Source organism: Sphingomonas sp. CFBP 13733 (genome assembly GCF_014841795.1).
GTDB lineage: Bacteria > Pseudomonadota > Alphaproteobacteria > Sphingomonadales > Sphingomonadaceae > Sphingomonas > Sphingomonas aerolata.
The window spans coordinates 1-12,545 of the sequence record NZ_JACYUP010000015.1 but is presented as its reverse complement, the minus strand read 5'-3'; the positions used below and the strand labels follow the sequence as shown (position 1 = coordinate 12,545).

General features: G+C 60.3%; 11 protein-coding genes. 7 read left to right on the top strand and 4 right to left on the bottom strand.

Annotated features, from left to right (window positions below):
- Positions 1-29 precede the first annotated feature (29 nt).
- Both IFT71_RS20440 and IFT71_RS20435 read left to right on the top strand, forming a co-directional pair.
- Positions 30-641 (top strand): hypothetical protein, encoded by a 612-nt coding sequence (locus IFT71_RS20440; protein ID WP_192143243.1) that lies wholly within the window; start codon positions 30-32, stop codon positions 639-641.
- Positions 638-2,062, top strand: a complete 1,425-nt coding sequence (locus IFT71_RS20435) for a hypothetical protein (RefSeq protein ID WP_192143285.1) — start codon at positions 638-640, stop codon at positions 2,060-2,062. The genes IFT71_RS20440 and IFT71_RS20435 overlap by 4 nt, the downstream gene beginning before the upstream one ends.
- A 333-nt stretch (positions 2,063-2,395) precedes the next feature.
- On the opposite strand, the gene IFT71_RS20430 is transcribed toward IFT71_RS20435, so the two are convergent.
- Both IFT71_RS20430 and IFT71_RS20425 read right to left on the bottom strand, forming a co-directional pair.
- Entirely contained in the window at positions 2,396-3,952 is a 1,557-nt protein-coding gene (locus IFT71_RS20430) for an MFS transporter (protein ID WP_056418731.1), read from the bottom strand.
- Positions 3,953-4,207: a hypothetical protein gene (locus IFT71_RS20425; RefSeq protein ID WP_192143241.1), complete on the bottom strand. Its 255-nt coding sequence runs from the start codon at positions 4,205-4,207 to the stop codon at positions 3,953-3,955.
- A gap of 383 nt (positions 4,208-4,590) precedes the next feature.
- Between IFT71_RS20425 and IFT71_RS20420 the strand changes: the two genes are divergently transcribed.
- Entirely contained in the window at positions 4,591-5,574 is a 984-nt protein-coding gene (locus tag IFT71_RS20420; RefSeq protein WP_192143239.1) for a TerC family protein, read from the top strand.
- 155 nt (positions 5,575-5,729) lie between these two features.
- On the top strand, positions 5,730-6,563 hold the full coding sequence (locus IFT71_RS20415) for a MipA/OmpV family protein (RefSeq protein ID WP_197976255.1): 834 nt from the start codon (positions 5,730-5,732) through the stop codon (positions 6,561-6,563).
- Here IFT71_RS20415 and IFT71_RS20410 read toward each other — a convergent pair.
- Together IFT71_RS20410 and IFT71_RS20405 are read right to left on the bottom strand one after the other, a co-directional pair.
- Positions 6,553-7,452: a hypothetical protein gene (locus IFT71_RS20410; RefSeq protein ID WP_244655085.1), complete on the bottom strand. Its 900-nt coding sequence runs from the start codon at positions 7,450-7,452 to the stop codon at positions 6,553-6,555. The two genes, IFT71_RS20415 and IFT71_RS20410, sit on opposite strands and share 11 nt — an antisense overlap.
- Before the next feature lie 78 nt (positions 7,453-7,530).
- Positions 7,531-7,815 (bottom strand): hypothetical protein, encoded by a 285-nt coding sequence (locus tag IFT71_RS20405; protein ID WP_192143237.1) that lies wholly within the window; start codon positions 7,813-7,815, stop codon positions 7,531-7,533.
- Between the two features lie 671 nt (positions 7,816-8,486).
- On the opposite strand from IFT71_RS20405, the gene IFT71_RS20395 reads away from it, so the two are divergent.
- The 3 genes from IFT71_RS20395 to IFT71_RS20385 all read left to right on the top strand — a co-directional run bounded on the left by IFT71_RS20395 (position 8,487) and on the right by IFT71_RS20385 (position 11,894).
- Positions 8,487-8,936 (top strand): hypothetical protein, encoded by a 450-nt coding sequence (locus IFT71_RS20395; RefSeq protein WP_192143235.1) that lies wholly within the window; start codon positions 8,487-8,489, stop codon positions 8,934-8,936.
- Positions 8,933-9,676, top strand: coding sequence for a TorF family putative porin (locus IFT71_RS20390; RefSeq protein ID WP_192143233.1), 744 nt, complete (start codon positions 8,933-8,935; stop codon positions 9,674-9,676). Before IFT71_RS20395 ends, IFT71_RS20390 begins: the two co-directional genes overlap by 4 nt.
- A gap of 805 nt (positions 9,677-10,481) precedes the next feature.
- Positions 10,482-11,894 (top strand): sensor domain-containing diguanylate cyclase, encoded by a 1,413-nt coding sequence (locus IFT71_RS20385; RefSeq protein WP_192143231.1) that lies wholly within the window; start codon positions 10,482-10,484, stop codon positions 11,892-11,894.
- Positions 11,895-12,545: the final 651 nt, after the last annotated feature.

The following is a 12,545-nucleotide window of genomic DNA, read 5'->3' as shown; positions in this document are numbered from 1 at the left end:
AATTCTGGCTGCAACCCTAACGTCCGTCGATGTTCATTCTCTACGCCCTGATGCTCGCCGCAGTGCTCCAGCAGACCGCCGCGGGGACCGACCCTGCAGATGTCTCTGAGATCGATGCCATTAGCTGCCGCCTGGACGTCCCTGGTTACATGCGCTTCGCCATGGCGATCGATGGCGAGGAGCAGCTTGCGCGGACGCGGGGATGGAAGAAGATCGCCTCGCCCAATTCGTTCATGGCCGAATATAACCTGCCGAAGCCAATTACCGTCGCGGGGTCATACAGCACGCGCCGGATCGGCTTTACCGGCGACGCCATCCTCGCGGTGCTCGACGTCGCGGACCCCGCCATCGTGGCGCGCGCCGAGAAGATCGACAACAGCATGTCGGCCCAGCCGATGATCGACGCGATGGTGGCCTCTAGTAAGGTGACCCGCGCCCAGGCGGAAGCCGAGTTCCCGTTTCGCAAGTTCCTGGGCGAGCGGATCATGACCGACGTCACCGAACCTGCGGGCAAGGACGGCTATGGCAGCCACATGGTGGTCGCCCGAACGATCTCCAACGTCATCACGCACCCCGGCAAGACACTCTATGGCTGCGCATATCGGTTCGATATGCTGGACAAGGATGGGACATCGCTGTGAGACGGAATTGGCACCGCGCGATCATCGTCTCACTGGCACCGGTCGCGCCGCTGCCGGCGGTTGCGCAACCCTCCGGCATGGACAGCTTCATCGGTACGCTGTCGATCGAGCGAGGCGAGGTCATCCTTACGCGGTGCGATCTGGCGGCGTCGCGCTACCTGCTGCGCGATGTGCCGGAAGCTCAGGCGGTCGCCCGCTATCGCAAGGATGGCCGGCGCGCGTCTGCCGACGTGATGGGCAGCTATAGCGAGGAGGGTGATCGTAACGTCCTGACCGTTGCCGAGTTTCTCGACTATCAACCGGGCAAGTCGTGTCACCTGAGCGACGCACTGGATGCGCTCGCCCCTGCCGACGCCACCTCGACGCAGGGCACGCCTGCCGGCGCGCGTGCCGGCGGCGGCCACGCTACACCTGCCGCGCTCGTTGGCCATTATTACCTCATGGGTGTGATGGAGACCGGATCCGAGCTGTTGCTGCGGCCAGACGGCCAGTTCGACTGGACGTTGAGTTACGGTGCGCTGGACCAGGAGGCGCAGGGCATGTGGCACGTCGAGCGCGACGAGGTCGTGCTCGTGGCGTCCGCACCAAGCGCGCAGAAGCCGCTCTTCTCCTATTTGTCCACCGCGCCGTGGGATGGGGAGACCGAAGACGAACGTCGGCGGCACCAGCGCAACGAGATCGAGGCCACGATCCGCACCCGGTGCCCGATCTTCCCCGAACCATTTGTCTCCGCGGCGCCTCTGACGACCGCCGACAATGCCCCCCTGCCGTCCGCGACGATCCTTCAACAACGCGCCGCCACGGCATTGCGCGCTGCGAACGCTGCCAGGACGAATGCGGAGCTCTTGGCTGCTCGACTGATGTTAGATGCTCCGCCGACCAGCGCAAAGCCAGCTGCCCGGCAGGTGCGACAGGCATTGTCCGATTGGCAGGATGCGCGCGCGCTGGCAATCGAGGCCGCACGTGCGGCGGGCTTGCCGGAACCTACGCTAGCCGATCCGACGCTGCCCGCGGCGTGCACCATGCCGCCAGCCGACGCGGCCGAAAGCGGTACCGCGCGAGCCTCCCCGGGCGTAGCGATCAGGATTTTCGATCCCGCGTCGGACCAGCCCGCACGCAACCTCCCCATCACGCTGCATTTTGCGAATGGCACTAAGAAGAAGCTGGTCACCGGCAGGAGCGGCTTCGCGTTCGCCCCGCGCGGCGCAACGACGAAGGCCGTCAGCGTTACCGTTCACACCGAGGCGCCGATCGCAGGTGACATGACGATCACCTTCGCACCGCTGCAACACGGGATCGTCCGGATCGGCTTCGATCGGCAGCGACTGATGGCGCGCCCGTTCGACACGTTGCGCCTGCGCATCGCGGGCACCGCGCTGGTTATTGAGGGCGCCAAGGGACGGTACGAGCGGCAGCCGTAGAGCAAGATGGGGTGGATTGACCCGCGCCTAGCTCGGTTCGTGCTGAGCCTGCCGAAGATAGCGGACAACGCTTTTAACGCCTCGCAATGTGCAAAGCGGCAGGACCTCCACTCCATCTCCAACCTGAATGACCGACGATTTGAACGGGGTTATGTCGTCTACTCGGATTGGCTATCGGGCTCGGTACATAGGACGGACCCAGATATACTCTAAGCGCCGACCGGTCTGCGCAGGTGGCGCAAAACACCTGTTTGTTGTACAGTCGTGATTGCGACTGGTTTTTCACACATCTGACCGCTGAGGACACTCTGCAGGCCTATATCGAGCCGAAAGCTAAGCCGTTGCTTCCAGCTCGCGTAAGCTGCGGCCCCGCGTCTCTCTTCCTGCGCGCCCGATCAGTACCGCTGACAGCGTCATTGGTACAATCAGCGCGATTGCCGCGCCCCCCATCGTCGGGATCAGCCCAGCGAAGGCGCCCAGCTGGACAGCAACGCCACCAAATTTGCTACTCCCCGCGATAAGCCCTGTGGCACGTCCACGGACGCGTAATGCGTAGTTTTCGGCTGCATAGGGAAGTAGCACGGCGATCAATCCGTTTGTGCCAACCACCAGCAACGCGATCACAGCAATGAGCAGTGGCGGCCAAGCCAGCGTAGGCGCCGGCAGGAGGGCTCCGGTAAGCCCGGCGAGTGTGAGAAGTACAGTGCCGATCAGGGTGCGCTTGCTGCTCCACCGGCTGTAAAGGAAGGCCGCGATCATGATCGTGGGCAGGGCAACGAGTGCTGAGCTGGCGATGATGCCGCTCGCAATCTCGGCACTGAAACCTCGATCCTGCAGATCGGAAGGCAGCCATAGCAGCAAACCGAAGTTGACGAAGCTCCACGACAGGGCGGTTATGACCAAGGCAATGGTCAACTCGCGTTGGTGCGCCGCAACACTATCAGCATCCGCTGGAGGAGCTTGAGGCGCACGCCTGACAATACCGAACTTCCGGGCCATATCCGCCAGCTCAGTATCCATGCCCCGTTCCAACAGGAAACGCGGGGACTCAGGTATCCACCTTGCCATCGCAAGCAGCAGCAAACCGGTTGGAAAGCCCTGCAGCCACAAGCTACGCCAGCCGAACAACGGCTCGAACAGATGAGCGGCGCCACTAGCCGCGAGGTAGCCGCCAACCAGCCCCGTACCGCCAACCAGCACAAGTACCCAGCTTCTGTGCCGCGGAGGCATGATCTCTGCCAACAGCGTGTAGACGACGGGCAGCATGCCGCCGGCCGAGCACCCCATCAGAAAACACATGACCAGGTTCCAGCTGTAGGAAGGCATAGCTCCGCAGATAGAGGTCGAGACGAACAGGATCGTCGACAACAGGATCGACACACGCCGACCGTAGATATCCGCAAGCCACCCCCACAGAAACGAGCCAACTGTGGTCCCTGTAAGGGCAACGAACGGAAGCAGGGCAACGGTCGATTTGGCGAGCCCATACTCGCCACGCATGCCGGGGAGCACGAAGCCAAGCGTTGCTGGCTTCATAGTGTCGATGATGAGCCCAAGGGTAAGCACCAGCAGAACGGCAGCATGCGAGCGCGTCAGAGGGGTATCATCGGGCGCTTCATATGCGATGCCAACGCCTGCCCTGTGATCAGGCCGTTTCTTGGGTAAAGCGCCAAATATAGCTGCCGGCACGCCGATGCCGATCAGCGCCATGCCCAGGTACATCCATCCGTCCATGGGCATACCCGACAGGTGATTGCCCATCCTATGGGCCATCGCGAGCATCGGTAAGTGAAGGGCAACTCCAACGCTGATCGCCGCACAGCCTGCCCAGAAGAGCGGCCAGCGCTCGCCGACCACCGAGTTTCCGCGGCTGCTACTGCCATTCGCCATTCATTTCCCCCCACCAGCAGTAGCGACATACGCTGCACGGCTTGCCTGCCGCAAGCAGAGCATCTGCCGGCGGGCACGTTGCGGCTCATGGCTTGCCGATTGGCTTTCAGGCTTGCGGCTCGCCAAACTGAGCGTCCAGAAGTGGGCGTTTTCGACCGATTCCTCTTCCCGATCGGCGTGATGTTTTGGAATGAGAAGTGCGGCAGATTGAGCGCAGACTACGGTCGTTATCAAATAGTGAAACCGCTTGATCACCGCGAACCGTGTCCTATCTAGAAAGCGCGGGCCGGGCCCCTCTGACAATTTCCCTCGGGTGATTGTGATGTCGGACCGCATCGGGTTATCTCGATATAGGCCTGGCCGCTTTGCCTCCTGTCGTCGTTGATGATCCCAGCTTTCGATCACCGATTGAAAAGAGGCTCTGAGCATGGAAACGAACAGACCGGCACAGCTCCATCAGAAGTTGGACGAGTACGCGCGTATCGCGATGGCGCGCCGAACCCCGGCTTCTCCAATTGCGCTGCAATTGTAGCGCTTTGAGTTGGGCCTGAAAGGTCGCTTGTGCGCGCCACCCGCGAGATACCTGCCCTCCTGACCGCTAATTCCGCCCCACGTCATCACGTTTGTTAGAGGTCCCCATGCCTGAGCTGCTTTCCTTGTTATTCCTCGGTACGCCTGTCTGGATGTGGCTGGCATTTCTCGGCATCGTCGCAACGTTGCTGATCCTCGATCTGGGTGTCTTGCACCGCGGACAGCGGGAAATTGGGGTACGCGAGAGCCTTGCATTGTCAGCAGGTTACATCACGCTGGGACTGGCGTTCGGCGGGTGGATTTGGTGGTATATCGGGCCTACTGCCGGCCTTAACTACGTGACGGGCTTCGTCATCGAGAAGAGCCTTGCGATGGATAACGTGTTCATCATCGCCATGATCTTCGGCTACTTCGCCATCCCCCGCATCCACCAGCACCGCGTACTGTTCTGGGGCATCCTGGGTGTCATTGTCCTGCGTGCAGTGATGATCGGTTTTGGTGCGGCATTGGTCGATCGGTTCGAATGGGTATTATACGTCTTTGCGGCCTTCCTGGTTTTCACCGGTATCAAGATGTGGCTGACTGCGGACACGGAATATGACGTAGCCAGTTCGCCCGTTTTACGCTGGGTTCGCCAGCGCATGCCGGTTACCGACCAACTTCACGGGGAACGATTCTGGGTGAAAGAGCAGGACCCAGCAACTGGGCGCATGCGCCGGATCGCCACGCCGTTACTACTGGCTCTGATCATGATCGAATGCGCTGACGTCATTTTTGCGGTCGATTCTGTACCGGCTATCTTCGCCATCACAACGGATCCATTCATCGTCTACACGTCGAACATCTTTGCTATCCTTGGGTTACGCGCGCTCTATTTTGCGCTCGCTGCAATGGTCGACCGGTTCCATTACCTGAAATACGCTTTGGCCGCGTTGCTGGTGTTTATCGGCTCGAAAATCTTCGTTGCCGACATGTTTGGGCTTGCCAAATTCCCACCCGCAGCGTCGTTGGCTGTAACCTTTGCAATACTGGGTTGCGGCGTGGGCTGGTCCTTGTGGAAAACGCGAGCGGCTGTCTCGGCCCGAGTTTGAACGCGTCTGTCGGCATTGAAAGCGGACCGGTCACACGCTGTGGTTATTGCCGTACTCCGCTTACCGGGACTGGCGTTTACGACACACAGGGATAAGGTGGCTGCTGATTATGACCGTCCGGCCGTCCACCAACATCGTCAAAAAATGGGATCAAGATGCGCGCCGTTATAGCCATCATCGCGCTAGTCTCTGCTCAACCTTGCTTCGCGCAAACCGACCCGAGGCCAGGCCCGCCTGCAGGTCGGCCTTTGGAGGCAGGCACTGCCGGATGGAGCATTACCGTTGGCGTCGCGCCAGTCCTCAGCCCTGCGTGGCAAGGCTCGCGAGACATGGCCTTGACGATTTTCCCCGACTTGCGGATCAACTACAAGGACGTGATCTTTGCCTCAATTCCTGACGGTTTGGGCTGGAACGTGGTGAACCACCACGGGTTGAAGGCAGGACCTCTGGCCAAACTCCGCTTCGGGCGGGATGAGGAGCGCGGGGGATCGCCGTTTCTCATTACAGGCGGGAGTGATGCGCTACGCGGCCTCGGCGACGTAGATGCAGTTGTTGAGGTGGGAGGCTTTGTCGAGAAACGGGCTGGGCCATGGCGCGGACGGATCGAGGTTCGTCGCGGCTTCGGCGGGCATGACGGCGTTGTCGCCGACGGGTCAGTTGCTTACCAGGCGCGCCGGGGACGGACCATCATCAACGTCGGGCCTCGCGCAACGCTGGCAAGCCGCGAGTATATCGAGACGTATTTCGGCATCGATGCGCTCCAGTCGCAACGGTCCGAACTTAGACCGTATTCTGCGTCAGGCGGACTATTGTCCTACGGTGTAGGCGGTACCGTAATTCGTCCCCTGAACCGGCGAAGCGCCATCACGCTTTTCACTGGCCTGGATCGACTAGGTCCGAACGCAGGCGATTCACCTCTCGTCCGCGAACGCGGGCGCCGGACCCAATTCACCCTAGGTCTCGGCTACGGATTTAGGTTCAACCTGTAATCGAACCAGGCGCATACCCCCGCCGGCGATATCCAGCGATCGAGCCTGAAATAACGAGGATCGCGACAGAGCTGGTCGCTACGGCAATTGGTCCGGAAGCCTGACCACCCGCCGCGAAGATAGCAGCAAGCGCCCAAAGGAAAACGGCTGCGTACGGTAGATTGCCACGTCCTCGGACCAGCACAGCGGCCGCAATGAGTCCGGCAATCACGATCACCGCTGCACCGATCACCGGCGCGGCCTCACCGCCGTCCATGCCGTGATACCTCAGGCTAGCTGCGATGTTGACGGTGGTAGCGACGGTCAACCATGCGGCGAGCGCGCTCAACGGAAGGTACGCACACCACCACGCGGTTTTCGACACCGTCGCATTCGACAGGGCATGATAGGCAATGATCAGGCACGTCAGCGTGAAGGTAATGGTCAGAACCGATACGAAGCTTAACCCGTAAAGCTGTGTGTAAGCAGCCCAGAGTGCATTTCCCAAAAATGCGCCAGCTGCCGGCCAGCGCAGGTGATGAAGCAACGCATCTTGGCGCTGTGCCGGCAGGGCCTGAAAAACGGCAAACACCGTGGCTCCGAGGTAGAGCGCGCCCCAGATCGAGAATGCCCAACCTGCCGGGGTTATCAAGGTTCGGACCGCCAGAGACCGGGATCCGATAGGCTCACCGATCCCAATCTGCGGTAAAAGAGGCGTCAGAATTTGAAGCGCTGCTGTCAGCAGCACCGCGAGATGCGGCAGATTTAACGCGGTCCGTTGGGGTAAGGTATTCGTTGCCAATTTTCCACAACAGCCAATCGGCTTACGCGTTGCAATGTCACAAAGAAACTCGCCCGCATCCGGCGCTATCGCTTCTAAACGGTCCTCAGGCGCCTGACATATTGTCATTTACCCGAGGCTTCAATGAGACGAGCCAGAGGCCTTCCACATCTCGGTTGCGGCACGAACGCAGCACCTTATACTGTTCTAAAGCGCGGAGGATAAGACGCAATACACCAGCACCGGTACGCCAACCAAAACGATCAAAAGGAAAAGGTTAAGCTCCATAAGTCGGCTTAGCCAATTTTTGTCTTCATTCTGCCTATCTTCGGCATCTGCCTTAGAATAGGATCCTACAATCTCCAGATCGAATTTGTTCGAGAAAAAGCTTTGTGGTCGCATCCGCAGGAAAGGCTGAGGTGCTGGATTGGCAGCTTGATGCTGACGGTCATCCTGACACAAATCATCGGATTTCGAGACTTGGTTTTCCACTACACGGTTTCCACTTATTCGAGATCATGGGCGCGCGGAACGCGTCCCAAAGGTCAGATCGAATAATGCCCGAACTCGAACGGCCGTGGCCGCGAGCTCGGGCTAAGCACGTGCGGCGAGTTGGCCGGCGTGGTCGCGGAAACGCTTATGTGTCGCAGGAGCGTACATGTCAGTAACATCGTGGACCCATGTCCTAATGTCAACTCGTGCAAATTCATTCGCTCTCCTATTGACCTTGACCGGCGAAACCCTAGCTTGAGTGGGCGGGCCGGGCCCCTCTGGCGATCGTCTCCGGACGAACGTGATGTCGGACCGCATCGGGTTATCTCGATGTCTAGGCCTGGCCTGTTTGCCTGCTTTCATCGCGACTGATCCGATCGTTCAATCGTTGGTTGGAGAGCGGCTTTGCCTATATTTTCTCACAGGTTGACCCAGTTGCATGCCCGGCTGGATGAGCAGATCCGCGTCGAGATGAAGCGACGCATGCCCGATACCTTGCGGCGATTTCGGCTGAAGCGGTTGCGTCTCGACGTGAAGGACCGCCAGCACGCACGCGCCTTGCGGCCGCAGTTCAGCTGAACCGACACGCTGAACCCTCGTTGTAGAATCATCGTCCGTAAGGATTGGCTTCACCGATCAGAATGGATCGGGATGGCAAAAGGAGAGCGAAAGTGGCCTATTTTCTAACCGCCGGCTTGGTGCTTGCTGCTACCGGGGCGGCCCTTAGCATGACTGTCGATCATCAGAACCAGGTGGATCACCGCAGCGGTCCGGTCGCCGTCAAATATCGCGGTGACGTGGTCATCACCCATAAGCAGGTGGGCGCGGTTGCACCTGGCGGAAGACCGTCGTCGCTACGCTGCGACTGGGCGGCGAGCATGTCGGTGGCGCGACACGCGGTCGCGGCATCGGGTACCAGGCTGGTGCGCAGCATCGACAGCGAACCGGTGATTTCGGGCACCCGGCCCGGCTGGTGCGTTACGAGCCATGGCGCGATCAAGAAGGAGGTCGCGACGAAGTCAGCGGACATGCAGCAGCATCTGGTAAAGCTGGCGCAGGAAGACGAGCAGATGCTGCGCGTCGAGCTCGACCAAATCCACGGTCCGCAGCGCGCAGGATGATCCGGCGCGTTCGAGTGGCGGGCGTGCTCGGTGCCGTAAGTTGCGGCCTGATTACGCCCGCGTTTGCACAGGATGCCGGGTCGGTAACCTTGGAGGTGATGAGCGAGGAGGAACGGCGCGGGCTGAGTTGGAGTGAGGGACGTGCCGCGCTGGCAGGCGATATTCGCGTCTCGCGCGGCCGGCTCGATGCATCGGCGCGCGTGGTAACGCTTCGGAACAGCGTGCGACACGGTAGCGCCGATGCGGTCGTCGACCTTTCGGTGGGAACCAACTGGGATCTGGGTGCGGTGCGTATCCGTACCGACGCCACGGGCCACACATTCGCGGGCGCGCGGGGCCGCATGGACTATGTCGAGGCCGGCGTATCGGCAAGCTATGCCTATGGTCCGCTCTACGCCACAGTCGGCGTGATCGGTGCCCCGTCGCAGCGCGCGATCGGTGGCAGCAACGTGCATGTCTATGCGAACGCCAATGCCGGTATTCCTGGTACGCCACTGACGATGCTGGCCGAGGTCGGCCACTCGTCCGGCAGCGTCCGCGACCCCAGTCGGGTGCAGCGTCTTCGTCCGGGCGGCAGTTACACCAACTGGCGGCTGGGTCTCGAGCATCGTCGTGACCGTCTAACGATCGGCTTCGATTATATTGGGACTGACGTCTCCCGCACCGCCACTGCCAGCAGGTTTGCCGATCAACGCAACGCCGGAGACAGAATCGTAGGGCGCGTACAGGTTTCGTTCTGACGATTACCGCGGTCAGCGAGTGCCCATTAACGCTGATGTGTACACGAACTACCTCGGCAGAACCGTCTGTATATCTTTAACAAACGGCCGGTGCGGTTGAAAAATAGCCTGACGACGCGCTCCTGATAGCCTGACGTCGCGCTCCTGATCGTATCGACCGGGATCGAGCCCGGGAACGCCCTATCCGTCTCGATCATCGTTCGTTTGCGGGATTAGAAGTCGCAGATGGTAAGTTTTGCTGGCAAGCTTGTTTGCTGCTGCCTTCAAGATATCGGGCTGATTGCTATTAAAAGGGCCGTGACAAACTATCGGAAATAGCACGCAGCGCGATTGCCGTTCGAAGGCAGCTATGAAGATGCGCGCCTACCAACGGTTGGTCACCAGCATCCGCGACCGCCAAAGCCTGACTGATAATCGTTATTAGACGTTCGAGGTGCTAAGCTGTTGGTTCGCCGTCCATCATGGCTTCAAAGCCTTGATCATTTTGGCGTACCCGGCAGCACGAGCCAAATGAGCGATGCGAGCTGAAACGTCGTTACTGGCTTCGGCCTGTTCCCGCGCGCGCGCTTCGTTAAGAACAAGAGTGCTCAGATCGCTCGAGTTGGACACGTTTATGCTCCTATCAAGCGGGAGCGCTCCAGCGTCTCTCAGTCGCCGCCATGCCATTAGCGAGTCGCGGCGATGTACCGACCCTGTACATGCCGTTAACCCGATGCCAACCTCACTTATACTACCGTCCCCCATGGTAAACATAACCGGCATAGTCGACGAGGTAGCGCGGCTGGACGCGCTTCGTGCTCTCGATATGCTCGACACTCCCCCTGAAGCCGAGTTCGATGCCATCGCTGCAGGGGCGCGGCACCTCTTTGGCTGCAAGTTCGCTTTCGTTTCGTTAGTTGACGCGGACCGACAGTGGTTCAAGGCAGCGTGCGGCCTTGAGGCTAGCGAGACACCACGAGATGTGTCTTTTTGCACCCATACTATCGCAGCCGACGATCTGCTCGTCATTGCGGACACGCGCGAAGACCCGCGCTTTGCAACCAATCCTATGGTGGTAGAAACACCCTTTGTGCGTTTCTATGCAGGCGTGCCGTTGCGAGTGACACCACCAGGAGGAGGTGCCGCGCTGCCGATCGGGACCTTGTGTGTGGCTGACGACAAACCGCAGGATCCGACCCGCGAAAAGCTGGAGATACTCGCCGGTATGGCGCGGGTCGTCGAAGCGCTGCTTGAGGCGCGCCGGACCAGCAAAGAGAACTTACAGCTGGCGCTTGATCGCCAGGAGGCCCTCAGCGACATGGCCCGCACGCACAGACTGCTCCAGCACGCCGAACGCATGGCAAGGATCGGGTCGTGGCGCCTCGAGCTTGAAGGCGGACGGATACACTGGTCCGATCAGACCTACGCGATCCACGGCCTGGCACCGGGCTCGCAAGCGCAGCTTGCCCTAGCTATGCAGTTCTACCCTGAAGACGATCGTGCCAAGCTGGAAGCAGCGCTAGACCGCTGTGTGCGGCAAGGGACGGCATGGGATTTGGAGCTGAACTTCACAGATGCGCAAGGGCGGCCCCGTCGCGTGCGCACATTGGGTGAGATCGATGAGCGCGCCGGTAAGCGTGTCGCCGTCATGGGAGTGATCCAAGACATCACAGACCGGTACCAATTCGAGCGCCGCCTGGTTGCGGTAGCTCGAACCGACGAACTGACCGGCATACCAAGCCGACGCGCCTTCAACGAAGAACTGGAAGTTGCGCTCGACCGCGCCCGTGAAGGGGCACCGCTTGCTATAGCAATCATCGATCTGGATCGGTTTAAGGAGGTCAACGATCGGCTTGGCCATGCGACCGGGGACAAAGTTTTGCAGGTGATGGCCGCCAAGCTGCAAGCAGTACAGTATCTGGGCGATCACTTCATCGCCCGACTGGGCGGGGACGAGTTCGTGCTCATCCTGCGCGGACGGCGTACACAGGAAGCGCTTGTCCAAGACATCGCGCGATTGCTTGCAGACCTACGCTACGCCGTGCCTGACGACCGTAGCGCTATAATGGTGTCCGCGACGATCGGAGTCTGTGCCTATGGCGCTAGCTATGTCGATCGGGCTTCGTTGCTCAAGGAGGCAGACGAGGCTCTGTACCGCGCGAAGCGGATGCAGCGAGGCACGGCCGCTATTGCAGGCAACAGTGCCCATATCCAAAGTTTGGTTGGTGAGCCGCGATAATCTGCTTTGACCCCGGCGCCTGGTTGGCGAGATTAGGATTCAGGCATTTTGCATGTGACAATGGGCCGATGACCACCGGACTGATGAAGATACCCGTCTTGCTAGTATCCGGTGTCCTGTACTGGCTTTTCGTCTGCTGGGTGACAGGCGCGGCGGAACCATGGGATGCCGACGCCTACTGGCGTCTCTGGTACCCCGCCTCGTTGGGCTTAGCTGCGCTAACAGGGGCGGCGTTCAAGACGAGGGGATGGATGGCAGGAGTCATCCTGACGTTTGCCCAGCTTCCTGTGATATGGCTCAACGCCGGGACTAGCTCGCTCTGGGTAATCGGCCTGGCAATGTCATGCATCCTCGCTGTGCCGGCTGTCGCAATCTCAGCTTTTACCGGCTGGTTTGCGGCTCGCTTACGACCGTTGTGACAGTCCGCGAATAGGATCGATCCGCCTGTGCATCAATAAGATCATGGTAGGACCTGTTCGCCCGCGCTGGACGGTGCCCTTACCGTGCGCAGCGAGCCGGAGTGTCGACCGGAAGATGGATCGTGTTGAAGCGACTTGGACCGGCGGTGGCGGCGATGGGATTGCTAGGGTCAGGACTCATTGGTCATAGCCAGAAGATGACGGTGGCCGCGAGCGCGACGGCAGAGAAGAA